Here is a 15,355-nt window from a genome sequence, read left to right as displayed (position 1 = left end):
GCCTAGGAGATCGAACCGAGGACGCGCACCTCAACGCCGCGTGCGATTTCGACGTGCGAGAGCACCGGCAGGGTCGCGAAAAGCCGCTCGATGATCATGCGCACGTAAGGCCGCGCATCCGGTGCGGAGACCAGCACGAACCGCTCTCCCGCATCGAGATGCTTGCGCACGGCCTTGGTTGCCTCGTTGCCGAATTCCTCCAGCAGTCGGGGGTCGATGTCGAACTCGCGGATCTCGCCCTTGGCGTCGCGCTTGAGTGCCTGATGGAATGCGAGGTCCCAGCGATTGCCGAGCCGCAGCACTTTCAGTACGCCGCCTTCGGTCAGGTCGCCGCAAATCTGCTGCGCCATGCGTATTCGCACGTGTTCGACGATCTGCTCGGTGCGGCGCACATGCGGTGCGATCTCCGCGATCGCCTCGATGATCAGGTGCAGATTGCGGATCGATACGCGCTCAGCCAGGAGCAGCTTCAGCACTGCCTGAAGGCCCGGATAGGAAATGTGCGAGGTGCAGACCTCATCGATAAGCTTGCGGTATTCCTGGTCCTGGCGCTCGATGAGCGCCTTCATGTCCTTGTAGGACAGAAGCTGCGGCAGGTTGTTGCGGATCACCTCGGAAAGGTGGGTCAGCAGCACCGACATGTTGTCGGCGTAGGTGAAACGCTCGCGTTTCAGGTCCTCGGCAAACATTTCTGACACCGAATAGGCGCGCATGCCGAAGGCGGGCTCACGCACCTCTTCGCCGGGAACTTCGGGAACCGGGCCATTGCCGAGAAGGACCGTCACCTCGCCGACGCGCATGTGATATTCGGCGACGACGGTTCCGTGGACCTTGATCTGGTAGCTCTTCGGCGGAATCGAGAAATCGTCCGTCAGCCTGACTTCAGGCACGACGAAGCCGTACTGGGTGGCGAACTTCTTGCGCATCTTGCCCATACGGAAGGCGAGTTCCTGATGGGATGCGAGCAGGCGCATGGAAAGCTGCTTGCCCAGCAGAAGCTCGATTTCGGCCGTCTTAAGCGAAGACTTGATCGACTGCTTTTCTTCTTCCTGTTTCGCTTCTTCCAGCTCTTTCTCGATCGCCGCCTGCGCGTTCTCGTGCTTCTTACGCTGAAGCGGGATCACATAAGCGATCGCGGCGAGGCACATCGCCAGAGCCATGAACGGGATGGCCGGCAGGCCGGGCATCAGCCCGAGGGCGAACATCAGCACCGCTGCAACCGATAGGGCACGCGGATAGGCGCCGAGCTGCCCGAATACGGCTTCGTCCGTGGCTCCGCGCGTACCGCCTTTTGAAACGACGAGGCCGGCCGACAGCGAAACAATCAGGGCAGGGATTTGGGTGGCAAGACCATCGCCCACCGACAGCTTGACGAAGATGTCGGCCGACTCGCCCATGCCCATGCCGTGGCGCGTGTAGCCGATGGCAATACCGCCGACGATATTGATGACGGTAATGATGAGACCGGCGATCGCGTCACCGCGCACGAATTTCGAAGCACCGTCCATCGCGCCGAAGAAGGAGCTTTCCTCTTCAAGTTCGCGGCGGCGGCGCTGTGCTTCCTTGTCGTCGATCACACCGGCCGAGAGGTCAGCGTCGATCGACATCTGCTTGCCGGGAATGGCGTCCAGGGTGAAGCGCGCGCCGACTTCCGCGATACGGGTGGCGCCCTTGGTGATCACGATGAAGTTCACCGTAATCAGGATCAGGAAGACGATGAGGCCGATGACGAAGTCGCCGGCCATGACGAGGTTGGAGAAGCCGCCGATGACATAGCCAGCGGCATTCGTGCCCTCGTCGCCATTCGAAAGGATTGCGCGCGTTGTCGCGATCGAGAGCGCGAGCCGCAACATGGTGACGATCAGCAGGATCGTGGGGAACGACGTAAAGTCGAGCGGCCGCTGCATCCATAGCGCCACCATCAGGATCAGCACGGAAACGGCAATCGAAAGCGCGAGCCCGAAGTCGATCAGAAATGGGGGAATCGGCAGAAACAGGATCGACAGGATCGTGATGATGCCGACCGCGAGCGCGATATCGCGACCGTAGTTCTTGACTTGCGGAAGGGATACGCTTTCGCTGAGTGCCATGCCTGACCGACCATTACCTGTTCAAGGGCGTGCGCGAACACACGCCGCCGGCCAGAGACTAGGCTGCCAAGCTTGTGCGAAAATGAGGTGGGAAGGCTGCGCGCCGGACCTGGGTCAGAAACCCGTCTCGATGCGCTGGAACATCACGTTGGTGAAGCCGGCAATCTGCGCGCCGACGAACGGAGCCGAAAAAGCGACCGCCAGAAGGATCGCAACGATCTTCGGCACGAAGGTGAGGGTGATTTCCTGAACCTGCGTGAGCGCCTGGATGAAGGCGATGCCGACACCGACGAACATCGCCACGGCCACGGCCGGGCCGGATGCGGTCAGGACGGTCCAGACCGCATACTGCGCGATGTCGAGGGCGTCGGCTTCGTTCACGCTGCCTGCTCGTCGCCGGGCTGTTCGTCGTCACCGGGCGTTTCGTCTCCCGGCGGCGGGGTGTAATCCGCATCGCGGATGATGACGCCGGGCGTGATCGCCAGCTTTTCGCCGCCATCGAGGACAGCGACGATACCGTCGGAATAAATCTCGACCTGGCGCACAACGCCGCTGATTTCGCCGTCCATGCTCTCGACGACCTTGCCGATAAGGCCGGTCGCCTGAGCCATCGTCGATGCCTGCAGCATTTCGGTGAGCTTCTTGTTGATCTCGACCGACTGCTCCACCTGCGAGAAAGTTGCAAGCTGGGCGACGTAGTCCGTCGAATCCATCGGCGCCGTCGGGTCCTGGTTCTTCATCTGAGCAACCAGGAGCTGCAGGAACGCCTTGTAATCGACCGACTGCGGCGTGCCCGTAGTGTTCTGCGTCGTCGCCATGGTGTTCGTGATCGCCGAAATGTTCATGGTCCTACTCCGCTGCGGTGAGGACGAGGGGCGCGACCGGCGCGCCCTCGTTGGCGAGAATTCTGGCCTCTGCCGGATAAAGGCCGCGTAGCGCCTTAAGCGCTTCGTAGACATGACCTTCGCTGACGAGGCGGTCGATGTCCTTTAGCGCGGCAAGGATCTGGTGGTCGGAGAAGCAAGCCAGCAGAAGCGGCAGCGACCTGCGCAGCATATCGCGCGCCTCCGGTGCACCGTCGGGGTTCATCAGGATGACCTGGATGATGAAATAGAGCTGCCGCAGCGGCGTCGTCGCGTCCTCGGCCTGAAGCACGTGGCCCTCGAGGAGGAACTGTACGTCATTCAGGAATTCGAGGGAGACCTTGCGGTCCGTCTTGATGACGGCGCCGTTGATGTAAATCTTCTCATTGGCCTTGAGCGTGATCTTGAACGTATTCTTCATTGAATACCGTCGCGAATGATCTGCGAGACCTCGATGAGCCCCTCGAAATTGTCGGAGCGGCCCTGCCGGACCTCTTCGGCCTCGCGCAGCAGCCAGAGGCCTATGGAAATCAGGTTTGCGCGCAGCTCGTGGGGCAGCTCGTTGTCCTCGCTGCCGAGGTCCTCGACGAACGTCGTCCAGACGCGGTTGAGAAAATAGATCGCCCTTGTGGATTCGATCGACTTCGTACCCTTGTCCCTCGCCTCGACGAGCAGGTCGATGGACCGCGACAGCAACTGCCTTTCGCGATCCTTGGCGTCTGCCACGGAGTCGGTCTGAACTTCGGCGTAGGAGAATTGATACATGCGTCTTCCGTGTTGTCTGACTTGTTCCGCGTCCAGGTCTGCGCCTACAGGTACCGAAGCAGGCTGAGCTGCTGCAGCCGTGCCGTCAACGAATAGGAAATCTCGATCTGCGCCAGGAGGCTGTTGACCCTCGTCGATGCCTCGGCGGGATCGACACCCTCCATCTCGGTCAGGCTTTCGGTGAACAGGTCGACCTGCATGGACATGCGATCGTTTGCCCGCTCGATGCGCTGCTGCGTGATGCCGGTCGCGCCCTGCTGGTTGGCGAGATCGTTCACCACTTCACCGAGCAAGGCAATGCCGCGATCCAGCGCCGCGGTGCGTGCCGCTTCGCTCATCGAGCCGTCAAACGTGGCTGAAACGATTGCGGCCGCCATGGCCAGCTTGCGGAAGCCCGGAATGTTTGCCGAAACCGAAGTCTGTGCGGTCTCGGTCAGCGTGATGCGCGATGTGATCTGCTGATCGGTCGCGTTCGACCAATCGTCCCATCCGGCTCCGAAGAATTGCGGCGCTGCCTGGTTGTCCAGGAAGTCGTTCATCTGCGCGTCGGTGATGCCAGCGGCGGCCGGATCGTTCGGCGGGAAGCCGAAATAGGTAGAAAATGCCGTATCGAACGCGGCACGGTTCGGTGAAGCCGGATCAAGAAAATCGTTGAGCGGCTGAACGTCCGTGTTGATGCCGGCGAAGAGATGCTCGCCGTTGAGATTGCTGTTGAGCACGGACGACATCAGGCCCAGCACCTGATCTGCCTGCTGCTTGATGATAGCCGGGTCGGACGCGCCGGAAATGCCGGTCGTGTATGCGGCCAGCAAGTCGTTCGCGGCTTCCGTGAGTTGCTGCAGGCCCAGCTGGGTGGATTCCAGACGCGATGCCGCGAGCTGATTGGAATCCTTCAGTCCGTTGAGTCTCTCGATATCGCGGTTGAGGGAAACCGACACGCCAGTGCGTGCGCCCAGCGCCAGCCCGACATCGGCCACGCGCCAGGTATTTGCTTCCTTCTGGGCGACGATCAGATCGGACTGCATGCGCAGCAACTGATAGCGCATGGCCTGAGTGATCGCCTGAGATGATACGAAAGAGACCTTCATAGTCCTATCTCACCGTATTGAGCAGCGTCTCGAGCATCTCGTCTATGATCTGCATCATCTTCGCGGATGCCGCATAGGAGCGTTCGAGTTCCAGCATCAGGGCGATTTCTTCGTCCTCGTTCACGCTGGTCACGTTTGAAAGGGCCTCGCCGGTGCGCATCATCAAAGCGCCCTTGGTCTCCGCGGCGCCGGCTGCTGTCTTGCGCGCATCCTCCAGCCAGCTGATCGTGTTCGTGGCATAATCCTGCAGGCCCATGCTGGCCGTGGTTCCAGCCACGGTCACAAAGTCGACGGGAGCATCCAGCGCGTTGGTGAAGCGCAAGAGCAGCTCGTTGAAACTGGCGTGATCGTTCGGATTGAGGTCGAAGTTTGCGCCGTCGCGCAAAAGCTCCGGGTTGCCACCCTGCTGCGGATCGATCAGCGCGTTCAAGGTGATCATGCCGGCAAGGCCGGTTTCCAGCACGCCGTCGGCGGGCATGCCCGGCGCACCAGGCCATGTAAACAGGCCGGGCCGAATGTCGGCCGGATTGCCTGGGTCCACTTCGGCGAATGCTTTGATGAGGCCGCGGGCGGTCTCATCCAATTGTGCTTGCATGCCGGTGGCGTAGCCGTCGCGCATCTGCATCATGGCCGCCAGCGAACCGCCGGCGCTGGTGTTTGCGCCATTGGCGGCGGCTATCCGTACGCCGTCAACATAGATGGCGTTGCCGGTGGTAGTGGGGCCGAATGCCGCCGTGCTCTCGAAAGCAACGTGGCGCGGTACGGTCTCGAACAAGGTCGTACCGTCTGCGGTCACAATCATCAGATCGTTGGCGCTGCGCGAGATCGTGGAAATCGGCACATATTCGGCGATCTTCTTCAGGATCGCGTCGCGGGTGTCCAATTCGTTGAGCACATCGCGCCCGGCCTGGGTGCCCTTGACCACCGCGTCGTTGACGGTCTTGAAGTCAGCCAGAAGGCGGTTCAGATCCGTCACGCCCGTCGATATCTGGGCGTCCATGTCCGTGCGGAGCGCCTGAACCGACTTGGTGCCTTCCGTGAGGCTGCCAAGTACCTGACGGGCCATCTCCACGGCGTTTTCGGCCAGTGTCCGGTTCGAAGGGGTCGAAGAATAGAGCTGCAAGGCCTCTTGCAGCTTTGCGATCATCGCCGAGGGTGACGTGGCGTTTTCGACGCCATTGACGGACATCGTGATGTGCTCAAGGCCGCTCACGATGATGCTCTGGGCCTTGTAGCCCGAGAGCGCCGTCAGGTTCTGCTGGAAGAGCGCGGCGTCGGTGGCGCGACGGATTTCGGCCACGCGGGCGCCCGGCGCAAGGCTGGAAAGCATTGCAGTGCGACGGGCATAGTCTGCGTTGTATACGTTCGCGATGTTGCGCGAGACAACGGTGGTCTGGCGCTGGGTATTCAGGAGCGAATTCTGCGCAATATTAAGTGCAGTCGAAAGTGACATCTTTCCCCTATTCCCTACCCAGCACCGTCACTCCTACCGCTTCAGGTTCACCAGAACGTCCATGAGATCGGAACCGGTCTGGAAGACCTTCGAATTCGCGGTGTAGTTGCGCTGCGACTCGATCATGCTCGTAAGCTCTTCAGCGATGTCGACGTTGGAGTTTTCGACCGCGCCGGAAAGTATGTCGCCCAGTCCGCCGCCACCTGCGAAGCCGATCTGGACGTTGCCGGACTCGAGACCGGCAGAGAAGACGTTGCCCGGTTCGACCCTGAGCATGTCGGGGCTCTGTACCGTGGCCAGAGGCAGCTTGTAGAGCGGCGTGCGACCGCCATTTGCGTATTCGGCGTACATGACGCCATCCTTGCCGATCGTCACGCGCTCCACAGCGGAGGGCGCATTGCCGTTCATGTCGGCTTCGCCGCGCGAATAGCCGGTGGCAAGGTTGGTCATCTTGGAAAGATCGAGTTCGATCGGCTGGCCGTTCAGCGCCGAAAGATCGATCGTGAGCGAGCTGATGCTGGAAGCATCGAGCTTGCCGGTCGAGATGTCGAATTCGAGCGTGTCCGTTGCCAGTGCGGGGCCGCTGTACGGGAAGGACGATCCCGCGGTGCCGTCCGGCTGGTAGTAGACCGACATCTGCCATTCGCCAGTGGCCTGCTTGGCAAAGTAGATGTCGAGCAGAACCTCTTCACCGACATTATTGTAGGCGACGAGCGAGGTCTTGACGACCGATCCGTCTTCCAGCGCTTCGTCGAGCCCGACCGGATTGGTCGGGTTGGTCGACAGGTCGACACCGGTCCAGTCCGGAGCGGCATAAGGAAGGTTCGCGGCAAAGGTGCCGAAAGTCGAGGGCGTTGCCTGCAGTTCCTGGCCGGAAATCTGCACCGGCTCGAGGCCGGCAAAGCCGTTTGCAACGGTGCTCGGAATGCCGTTCTCGTAGTTGTAGCCCATCAGCTGGAAACCGGCGGCATTGACGAGGCGGCCTTCGCCGTCCGGTACGAACGAGCCGGCGCGCGTCAGGAAAGGCTGGCCGTTGCTGTTCTGGACGACGAAGAAGCCGTTTCCGTCCACAGCGAGATCCGTACCGGAAGTGGTGTACTGGATTGGGCCGGCCTGTGAGATCGAATACCGCACCTGCGTGGCGACGCCGCCCGAGATATAGCTGGTGCCCGAATTCGGGATGATCATCGAGGAGAACTCGACGCTGGCCTTCTTGTAGCCATTGGTGCCGGAATTGGCGATGTTGTCGGCAACGGTGCCGAGCCGCGTTGATTGCGCCGCCATGCCGGACACGCCGGTGCGCATCATTCCATACAAGCTCATTCGGGATTCTCCTCAAGATTCAGGCCGCTGAGCCCGAAGGTAGCTGTCCTGTCTTGCGTGAAGCTGGCTTGTATGGAGGATGAGCGGGACAGGGGCGAGGCGATCTCGCCTGCTTCCGCGCACATCAGGTTACGAGCCGGTAGCCAAGGAACCGCTTGGAATCGATGGGGTCGTAGCCCAGCTTTTCACGCAGCTTCTTGCGCAGCTTGCTGATGTGGCTCTCGACCACGTTCTCCTCGACCTCTTCGTCGAAAATCCCGTAAATCGCGTTGAAGACCTGCGTCTTCGTCACGCGACGACCGGCATTGCTCGCGAGGAATTCCAGGATACGCCGTTCGCGGCGAGGCAAAGGCAGCGGTTCGCCGTCGATTTCGGGATCGCGCCCGTCGATGAAGATGCGCATCGGCCCGAATTCCGAATAGGGTTTGTCCTCCTGCACACGGCGGCTGATGGCCGAGATGCGTGCGAGGATCTCCCTGATGTGAACCGGCTTGCGGATTACATCGTCCACACCGGACTCAAAGAGCCTCAAGGTGTTCTCGAGAGAGTGCTGGTCGGAAAGCGCGATAACCGGCGCGGTTGTGCGATCCCTGATGCGGCGCGGCGACACGAGGTCGCTCGAGCATTCGCCGATCAGGAAGGCGCGAACTGCCTTCAGGTCGTCTTCCGCGGCTGTGGAAACCCACTCGCCGAATTCGTTCGAGCCGAAACCGGCGCTTGCAACGCCTTCCCGCTCAAAAAGTGAGTGATAACCGTCTTTTACGAGCTCGCGCTCGTCCACTATCACTATCATCGGCCCGCCCTCCGAATCAGTTGATCTAAGTTGTGGATAAAGGGTTAACCGGTGCGGGGAATCGCCGACAATGGTAATTTCTTATAGCTGGTTTTTTGGGAGTCAATTCGTGTGAGTCGGCAACGGGGTGGCAAGGCGCTTGTTGCACTCACTGGTTGCAGAATTCGCGTGCTGCCGATGTCCATTTTCCGAAGCCGGTGGCGACCATATTGGTGATGACGCGGCAGACATAGCGTTTCTGCGCCGGATCGTTGTCGGGTCCGGCATGATAGCGGGCGACGGCCATGGACCAGGTGTCGTGCCTCTGCTTGAGCTCGACCAGAAAGCGCGCTGCATAGTCGACGTTATGGCGCGGATCGAGCATCTGCTGCAGGCTGGCGAACTTCTCGCGATGGTAATGGTGATTGATCTGCATACAGCCAAGATCGATCAGCTTCGCGCCGCCGCGCTTCGCATTCTCGAATTCGCGAATGGCCTCCCGGGATGAGCGCGGGAAGACTGCGCGCCCCTCGATGTTGAGGGCGTTGGGCTGCAGGCTGCCCTTGCGACCGGTCTCCGTGAGGCCCACGGCATAGAGGATGCCGGCCGGCACGCCATAGCGGTCAGAGGCGCGCAGGATTTCCGCTTCGCAGACATTGCCGGCAGCCAGGGCCGGCAAGCAGGCAATGCTAGATATAGCGGCCGCCGCCAGCGCGGTCGGCCATGGTCTCGCCGGCGCCATTGCGCGCTCCTCCGCCATCCCGTCCAGAAGCGCCCTGGTCGCCGCGCCCGCGGGCATTCCGGTCAGTCTGCTGATCGGGTTGCATCTGGTCGTTTCGGCCGGAAGCGCCCTGCTGCGCAGATGACTGGCTGTTCTGTGGGCCCTGCTGGATGGTCACCTTGTCGATGTCGTATCCGATCGCGCGCAGCGCTTTGACGATGACCTCGCTATCATTGGCCAAGCGCTGGCGCGCATCATTCGACTCCACCTGTATTTCAATCGAGAGTTGCGATCCCGATGCGACGAGACGCGCTGTCACCATGCCCAACTCGACTGGCTGAAGCTGGATGCGAAGGGTATTGACTCCGCCCGGCGCCGAGGTGCCACGCGGGGCGGCAGAATTTGCGGGATCCTGGGCGGCCGCGCGCCACGTTCCTTCCGCCTCGACCGCGGCAACAATACCTGCCGCCGTGCTGCTGAGGATAGGAGGTGCGGCCGGTGCCGGAGAGGACGCCGCGGTGAAATTCAGTACATTCACCTTTGCCGAAACGGGATCGGCCTTTGCTGCAGCCGGATTGGCCGCAGAACTGCGCGCGAACGAGCCTTCCTTCGCGCTGACGAATCCAGAGGCCTCGCCGGAGACCGAAGTGGAAGCAGCCGGGGTGGGCTTCTGTGCGCCCTCTTGCTGAATAGTCGTGGGCGGCTGCGTTGCCGGTGCTGGCTTTTCCGCAACAGCAGCGTTGACCGGCGCGTTGGCAGCGGTGCGCGTGCGCGCCGGCTGGCTATCCGTGGGTGCTGCCGGAACGGCGGCGCGCTCGGCAGCGGAAATCTGCGCGGCTTGTGTCTTCGAGGTGCTTGGGGATTCAGACTGAACTGCGGCGCGAGGCTGTGTATCGTCCGGGTCGGCGTCAGCAGCATTGGCGCCAAGCGCGATCGCCGGGCTCTTCGGCGCGTCCTGATCGCCCGCGGTTTTTACGCTGGCGGGCTCGGCCGTTTTGGCTGCTTGCTCACGGACCGTGGAGGCCCGAGGTGATGCGAACGCCGGGCCGGTATCCGTAGCGTCCGCGATGTTCAGATCGGTCGATGCGGATGCATCGTCGGTTTCTGCGTTATCTTCACCATTCAGGTTGGGTTCTGCAGGCGCGCTATCGACGAGCGCTTGGGGGACCGTTGCCGCAGACTGTTGCGGATCGGCGGATGCCTCTTGGTCGCCCAGGAAATCTCCGAATGCCGGTGTGTCCGAGGGGGCCGTGCCGTCGGCCGTCTTGTCGAGCCTGAACAGCGCCGTATAGCGGTCTATTTTCCAGTCCTGGCGTGTGTCCATCGGACCGTCATCCCCATCACCCTTTGTCGCCTTGCGCTCCGCCGAACGGATCGTAAGGGCCTCGTCGAAACGCATGCCGTCGATCTCGCCGTTTTTGGCGCTGCGTTCGCCTTTCTGCTGCAGATTTGCGGGGCTGCCACCCAAGGTGATGTTGGGCATCATTGTTTCGTTTCCTCAAGCATCTTGTCGATCGCCTCCAGTCTGGAGCGCGTGGAGGCGACAAGCTCATCTGCTTCGTCAAGCGGTCGGTCTGGAGCCGCGGTCTCCTCGGTCGGATAATCTTCCAACCACAATGGCGCTGCGGCGTCTGTCTTGACCGGTGCTACAACTTCGGCGGCGACAGTGCGCGCTGCGGTGAGCAAGGCCCGATCGCGCGAAGAAAGCTGTGTCGCATCAAGCCCGTCCAGGCGCGACAGCACGTTCTCGACGGTGTCGGATGTCACAGACGAGATGCTGGAGTAGAGTTCGGTGCGCGGATCGACTTCTTCCGGCGCGGTTTCCTCATCGCCTGTGCTGTGGCGGGTCGCGAATGCGAGGAGTTCGGCATCGCCGTCAATGGCCGCCTTGCGGGCAAGCCGCAGATAGACGGTGTGGGCCTGCTCGCGTGTCATCCAGTCGACCGTCTGCTCGATGCGACGCAGGTCGAGCTTGCCGCGATCCAGCGTTATCATGCCGCTGACGAAAGACTCCGCGAACTGGCTCGCATAGGGCGAGCGCAGGAAGCGCCGCGCGTACTGCTCTGAGGCCGACATGAACTTCTCAGCGTCGCCCGCGCCCGATGCCAGCGCGATGGTGCGCCTGAGTGCCGCTTCCTCTACGAGCGTTCCGGGCGCTGCCAGCCGTGCTTCGTCAAGCATGGCCATGCCTGCCGTCGCATCCTCGCCGGCCACGACCGAGCCCTTCACCAGCGCCAGGAAAGCGGCCAACTCCGGTGCATAGCGGTCCGGATCGATGCCGGCCATCGCGTCGCGGGCCTGGGCGACATTGCCGGTCAGATAGCCAAGCACGCCCGCGCCGGCGGCGCGGTCGGCGTCGTCGATTTCCATGCGCGACAGCAGATCGGCGATTGTCGACGGATTGCCGCCACTCATCGCGTAGATCATCATCGCCTGAAAGTTCCGGCGATCCTCGAACTCGTCGTTGCCGGCGTTGCGGAAGCGGGCGTCGACCATCTCGAGCAGTTTCTTCTGCATCGGCAGGGCGGCGTGATCGCCGCCGGCGATACGGTCCTGAACGAGCTGCAGGGAGCGCACCATCTGATAGGGCGCCAATCCGGCCGCTTCGGTCTGAGCCTGCGCCTGGCCGAGACCGAAGGCCGCAAGCGCCAAAACGCCGAGCGCCATGCCGCGCCGCGGTGTCACCTCGGCACCTCGACGAAGATCTCGATACGGCGGTTCGCGTCGTCAAGCGGGTCGTCTGCGACCTTCAGCTTGCGGTCGGCGAAACCGGCGACCTCGCCGATACGATCTTCTGCCAGCCCGCCGCGAACGAGCATGTAATAGGCCGCATGGGCACGCGCGGTCGAAAGGCGCCAGTTGTCGTATTCCGCATTGCGGAAAGGCCTGCCATCGGTGTGGCCGTTGATGCGGACCGTGCCTTCATGCTGGCTGAGGGTGCGGCCGATCTCTTCCATGGCGAGAACAAGCTGGCCCTGCGGCACGGCGGAGCCGATCTCGAACATGCCGTAGTTGAGTTCGTCCGTTACCGAAATGAGGATACCGTCCGCCTCTGCAACTACGGAAATGGTGCTGTTCAGTTCCGACTCTCGCCCGAACGCGTCGGAGATTTCCTGCCGGATCTGTTCTGCGAGTTGCGTCGTTTCAGCCAGCGCGCCTTCCTCGTTCAGAAGTTGCTCGGGTTCTGCCGGTGCAACCGGCTGTTCGATGGCCTCCGCGGATGGCGCGGTCTCCGCGGCCGCTTGGGACGGTACGACCATGGCCACCGCAGCTTCAGTCTGTTCGGCCTGCTCACCCTCTTCGGCGGGCTGTGTCTGCTCGCCGGTCGTCCGGAATACGTCCAGCTCAGCCGCGTCCTCCGCCGTGGCGATCTCCTGAGACCAGAAGTCAGGCGCGAACGGATCGCGATAGGACTCGCCACCCTGTGCGCCGGTTGCCGGGCCGGAGGTCTGCGCACCGCCGTCGCCCTTTGCCGACACGTTCTGCAATGTGGCGGTCTGCGCGGCTATTTCGGCGAGGACCGCATAGGGGTCGGAGAACAGGTGCTGGTCCGACGTCTTGCGGTCGGCGGACTGGTCGATCGAATTGGCGTGCTCGCCCGGGCCGGACCGCTGGTCGCGCGAGCCGGCGGACTGGTCGGAGGATTCTTCCGTATCGTTGTTCGAGCTCTCCGGCGATGTCGAGCTTTCGCCGGGATCGTCCAGGCCCTTGCTGGCCGGGGCGGTGTCGACCAGCGTCATCGGGTTGAAGTAGCTGGCAATCGCGGCCTTGGTGTCCTCGTTCGTTGCATTGACGAGCCACATCACCAGGAAGAAGCACATCAAGGCGGTCATGAAATCGGCAAATGCGATCTTCCAGACGCCGCCGTGATGGCCCTCCTCGTGGTCGCCGCCGCCGCGGCGTACGATGATGATCTCGCGCTTGCCTTCCTCTGCGTCGAACGCACTCATGACAGGGCCTCCGACAGGGCCGTCGACCATTCGGCGAGACGGGTTTCGAACACGCTGTCATCGATCGCGACCGAAATATCGAAGTCGGCCGTTTCGGTAAAATCGAGCTGATCGGCGTATTTCGGGAGCTTTTCCTTCAGCGCTTCATAAAGCGGAACGCTGCCCCGCACGCGGATACGAACAGCTTCATCGTCGTCGAGCGCGTCGCGGATGACCGAGCCGAGGCGCTCGATGGAGCGCTCGCGGACGTCATCCGTCAGCACCACGCCCAGTATACGTGCGGTCACAGCGGTCGTCAGCTCGACGACGCGTGTTTCCATGCTTTCGATGCTCTTGAGAATGAGCTCGCTCGCGTCCTCGGCAAAGCGCTGCTGCAGCGCTGCGACTTCTTCGGCATGCTGGACGCGCTGGGTTTCCAGCGCCTCGGCGTGTTGCCGTTCGAGGCGATCCGCCAAATCGGCTTCGGCGGCCGTAACCGCATCGGCCACCAATGCATCCGTGTCCACCGGGTCGAATGTCGGAAAGTCGGGAAGCGTCGGCAAAACGGCATCGGGAACGGCGAAGCTCGGCGCCGGCGTGAACACACCGGCGCTTTCGAGCGGCCGCGCCCCGAAATCCTTCAATGCTTTGGCCAGGGCACTGGAAGCCATCAGGCAGCGAGCTCCTGGCTGGTCCACTTACGCAGGATCAGTGCGGAACGTTCCTCGTTGAGATCGACCATCTGGGCCAGCCGGTCCTGCGGTGCCGGCTTTATCTTGAAGCGGATGTCGTCGGCCATGTGGTCGGGGAAGCTGTAGCCTTCACCGTTCTCGCCACCCATCACGTCGGGAAGCTGCATGGAATCGAGCGGATTGGGGAGCGAAAGCTGGATGTCGTCGAAGTTCATCGCGTCATCGCCCTGCTTCTTGGTGACCGCCGCCATCATCGGGCGCAGGCCGAACCACGACACAAGGAAGACAACCACGATGAAGGCCAGCGCGTTGACCATCGCTCCGGTGTGGCGGCCAGCCATTTCAAGCCAGCCGGGTGCGGCCATTTCCGTGCCAACCATGCTCTCGATGAATTCGACAGAAGATACGTTGATGCTGTCCCCGCGGGCCTCGTCGAAACCGGTCGCCGAAGCCACCACCTGGCGGATTTCTGCGATCCGCTGCTCCACGAGTTCCGGCGTCGCATTCTCGCCGAGCACGGCGGCGATACGTTCGCTGTTGACCACGACGGCGATCGACAGACGCTCGACCGTGTAGCCGTTGCTGACGGTCGCGACGCGCTTGGAGTTGAGCTCGTAGTTCGTCGTCTCTTCGCGCCGTTCGCGCTGCTCGGATGAGGCAGGACCTTCGCCGCCTTCGACGTTTTCTTCCGGCAGGTTCTGCTGGACGGTCGTCGGCGGTGCGGCCTGCCGCTGGCTGGCTTCGTCGTTGGCGCGCACCGACTGTATGGAGCGGGCGACCTGCGATTCCGGATCGAAGATGATCTCCTCGGTCTGGCGGCTGTCGGTGTTGATGTCGGCCTTGACGCTGGCGCGGAAGTTCTCGTGGCCCAGATAGGGTGACAGCGCGCGGCGGATATTGTCCTCGATCTGTGTCTCGACAGTGCGTTCGACCGTCAGCGAGCGGGTGAAGCTGTTGTTGGCCGGGTCGTCTCCCGCGGCGAGCAGGTCGCCCGACGCGTCGAGTACCGTCACCTTGTCTGCATTGAGCCGCGGCACGGCAGCGGCGACCAAGTGGCGGATGGCCACGGCGGCCTTGATGCCGTCCTCACGGGCGGCGCGGATCACGACCGAGGCGGTCGGAGCCTGCTCTTCGCGGCGGAAGCTGGCGCGCTCGGGCATGACGATGTGCACGCGCGCCGACTTTATGCCGGCGATCGACTGGATGGTGCGTGCGATCTCACCTTCCAGCGCTCGAACGCGGGTGATTTCCTGCATGAAGGAGGTGAGACCGAAGGAGCCGACATTGTCGAACAGCTCGTAACCGGCGTTGCTGCTCGTCGGCAGGCCGCGCTCGGCGAGCAGCATGCGCGCCTGGCCGGTGCTTCCGACCGGCACCATGACGCTCGTTCCTTCGCTCGATACGTCGTAGCGAATGCCTGCCTCGCCGAGAGCGATGCCGATCTGGCCGACATCGTTGCGGTCGAGTCCGACATAGAGCGTCTCGTACGATGGACGGTTCAGGTAGATCGAGGCCGTCAGAATGATAGCGATCACGGCCGCCCCGACACCGCCAAGCATGGCGAGACGCTTCGGCCCGAAGCTGCGGAGATTGGCAATGAGAGTCTTGATTTGTTCAGGCACGGCTTCACGCTCCGGAAATGCGGCATTGCCAGAATAG

General features: G+C 62.4%; 14 protein-coding genes and 1 pseudogene. All 15 read right to left on the bottom strand.

The genetic code is table 11. The features are described from left to right. Nucleotides 1-2 precede the first annotated feature (2 nt). The 15 genes and pseudogenes from flhA to fliF all read right to left on the bottom strand — a co-directional run bounded on the left by flhA (nucleotide 3) and on the right by fliF (nucleotide 15,318). Nucleotides 3-2,090, bottom strand: a complete 2,088-nt coding sequence (gene flhA, locus V1479_RS22590) for a flagellar biosynthesis protein FlhA (protein WP_368804848.1) — start codon at nucleotides 2,088-2,090, stop codon at nucleotides 3-5. Between the two features lie 114 nt (nucleotides 2,091-2,204). Further along, the gene (gene fliQ, locus V1479_RS22585; RefSeq protein WP_173193174.1) at nucleotides 2,205-2,471 is read right to left on the bottom strand and encodes a flagellar biosynthesis protein FliQ; all 267 of its coding nucleotides are present in this window, start codon (nucleotides 2,469-2,471) and stop codon (nucleotides 2,205-2,207) included. A 74-nt stretch (nucleotides 2,472-2,545) separates the two neighbouring features. After that, nucleotides 2,546-2,935 (bottom strand): annotated as a pseudogene (gene flgD, locus V1479_RS22580) (flagellar hook assembly protein FlgD); the annotation flags it as partial. Nucleotides 2,936-2,939: 4 nt separating this feature from the next. Beyond that, complete coding sequence (flbT, locus tag V1479_RS22575; protein ID WP_173193171.1) at nucleotides 2,940-3,374, bottom strand: flagellar biosynthesis repressor FlbT; 435 nt, start codon at nucleotides 3,372-3,374, stop codon at nucleotides 2,940-2,942. Next, nucleotides 3,371-3,718 (bottom strand): flagellar biosynthesis regulator FlaF, encoded by a 348-nt coding sequence (gene flaF / locus V1479_RS22570; RefSeq protein WP_173193169.1) that lies wholly within the window; start codon nucleotides 3,716-3,718, stop codon nucleotides 3,371-3,373. Before flaF ends, flbT begins: the two co-directional genes overlap by 4 nt. A 44-nt stretch (nucleotides 3,719-3,762) precedes the next feature. After that, the gene (locus V1479_RS22565) at nucleotides 3,763-4,806 is read right to left on the bottom strand and encodes a flagellar hook-associated family protein (RefSeq protein ID WP_368804847.1); all 1,044 of its coding nucleotides are present in this window, start codon (nucleotides 4,804-4,806) and stop codon (nucleotides 3,763-3,765) included. 4 nt (nucleotides 4,807-4,810) lie between these two features. Next, nucleotides 4,811-6,259, bottom strand: coding sequence for a flagellar hook-associated protein FlgK (gene flgK, locus V1479_RS22560; protein ID WP_368804846.1), 1,449 nt, complete (start codon nucleotides 6,257-6,259; stop codon nucleotides 4,811-4,813). A gap of 33 nt (nucleotides 6,260-6,292) precedes the next feature. Further along, the gene (locus V1479_RS22555) at nucleotides 6,293-7,582 is read right to left on the bottom strand and encodes a flagellar hook protein FlgE (protein WP_368804845.1); all 1,290 of its coding nucleotides are present in this window, start codon (nucleotides 7,580-7,582) and stop codon (nucleotides 6,293-6,295) included. Nucleotides 7,583-7,706: 124 nt separating this feature from the next. Then, on the bottom strand, nucleotides 7,707-8,375 hold the full coding sequence (locus tag V1479_RS22550) for a response regulator transcription factor (RefSeq protein ID WP_173193166.1): 669 nt from the start codon (nucleotides 8,373-8,375) through the stop codon (nucleotides 7,707-7,709). A gap of 148 nt (nucleotides 8,376-8,523) precedes the next feature. Beyond that, the gene (locus V1479_RS22545; protein ID WP_368804844.1) at nucleotides 8,524-9,096 is read right to left on the bottom strand and encodes a transglycosylase SLT domain-containing protein; all 573 of its coding nucleotides are present in this window, start codon (nucleotides 9,094-9,096) and stop codon (nucleotides 8,524-8,526) included. After that, complete coding sequence (fliK, locus tag V1479_RS22540) at nucleotides 9,044-10,561, bottom strand: flagellar hook-length control protein FliK (RefSeq protein WP_368804843.1); 1,518 nt, start codon at nucleotides 10,559-10,561, stop codon at nucleotides 9,044-9,046. Before fliK ends, V1479_RS22545 begins: the two co-directional genes overlap by 53 nt. After that, the gene (locus V1479_RS22535) at nucleotides 10,558-11,760 is read right to left on the bottom strand and encodes a MotC family chemotaxis protein (protein WP_368804842.1); all 1,203 of its coding nucleotides are present in this window, start codon (nucleotides 11,758-11,760) and stop codon (nucleotides 10,558-10,560) included. Before V1479_RS22535 ends, fliK begins: the two co-directional genes overlap by 4 nt. After that, nucleotides 11,757-13,025, bottom strand: coding sequence for a MotB family protein (locus V1479_RS22530; protein WP_368804841.1), 1,269 nt, complete (start codon nucleotides 13,023-13,025; stop codon nucleotides 11,757-11,759). Before V1479_RS22530 ends, V1479_RS22535 begins: the two co-directional genes overlap by 4 nt. After that, the gene (locus tag V1479_RS22525; protein WP_173193156.1) at nucleotides 13,022-13,675 is read right to left on the bottom strand and encodes a hypothetical protein; all 654 of its coding nucleotides are present in this window, start codon (nucleotides 13,673-13,675) and stop codon (nucleotides 13,022-13,024) included. Before V1479_RS22525 ends, V1479_RS22530 begins: the two co-directional genes overlap by 4 nt. Next, nucleotides 13,675-15,318: a flagellar basal-body MS-ring/collar protein FliF gene (fliF, locus tag V1479_RS22520; RefSeq protein ID WP_368804840.1), complete on the bottom strand. Its 1,644-nt coding sequence runs from the start codon at nucleotides 15,316-15,318 to the stop codon at nucleotides 13,675-13,677. The genes V1479_RS22525 and fliF overlap by 1 nt, the downstream gene beginning before the upstream one ends. Between the last annotated feature and the right edge of the window lie 37 nt (nucleotides 15,319-15,355).

Source organism: Neoaquamicrobium sediminum (assembly GCF_040970315.1).
GTDB classification, from domain to species: Bacteria; Pseudomonadota; Alphaproteobacteria; order Rhizobiales; family Rhizobiaceae; genus Aerobium; species Aerobium sediminum.
The sequence above is the reverse complement of the archived record's forward strand: the minus strand, read 5'-3'. Positions and strand labels throughout refer to the sequence as shown.

Bases quoted from the DNA above. Each gene is read 5' to 3' on its own strand.
- flhA (WP_368804848.1), bottom strand. From the start codon at position 2,090: ATGGCACTCAGCGAAAGCGTATCCCTTCCGCAAGTCAAGAACTACGGT.
- flbT (WP_173193171.1), bottom strand. From the start codon at position 3,374: ATGAAGAATACGTTCAAGATCACGCTCAAGGCCAATGAGAAGATTTAC.
- flaF (WP_173193169.1), bottom strand. From the start codon at position 3,718: ATGTATCAATTCTCCTACGCCGAAGTTCAGACCGACTCCGTGGCAGAC.
- V1479_RS22565 (WP_368804847.1), bottom strand. From the start codon at position 4,806: ATGAAGGTCTCTTTCGTATCATCTCAGGCGATCACTCAGGCCATGCGC.
- flgK (WP_368804846.1), bottom strand. From the start codon at position 6,259: ATGTCACTTTCGACTGCACTTAATATTGCGCAGAATTCGCTCCTGAAT.
- V1479_RS22555 (WP_368804845.1), bottom strand. From the start codon at position 7,582: ATGAGCTTGTATGGAATGATGCGCACCGGCGTGTCCGGCATGGCGGCG.
- V1479_RS22550 (WP_173193166.1), bottom strand. From the start codon at position 8,375: ATGATAGTGATAGTGGACGAGCGCGAGCTCGTAAAAGACGGTTATCAC.
- V1479_RS22545 (WP_368804844.1), bottom strand. From the start codon at position 9,096: ATGGCGCCGGCGAGACCATGGCCGACCGCGCTGGCGGCGGCCGCTATA.
- fliK (WP_368804843.1), bottom strand. From the start codon at position 10,561: ATGATGCCCAACATCACCTTGGGTGGCAGCCCCGCAAATCTGCAGCAG.
- V1479_RS22530 (WP_368804841.1), bottom strand. From the start codon at position 13,025: ATGAGTGCGTTCGACGCAGAGGAAGGCAAGCGCGAGATCATCATCGTA.
- V1479_RS22525 (WP_173193156.1), bottom strand. From the start codon at position 13,675: ATGGCTTCCAGTGCCCTGGCCAAAGCATTGAAGGATTTCGGGGCGCGG.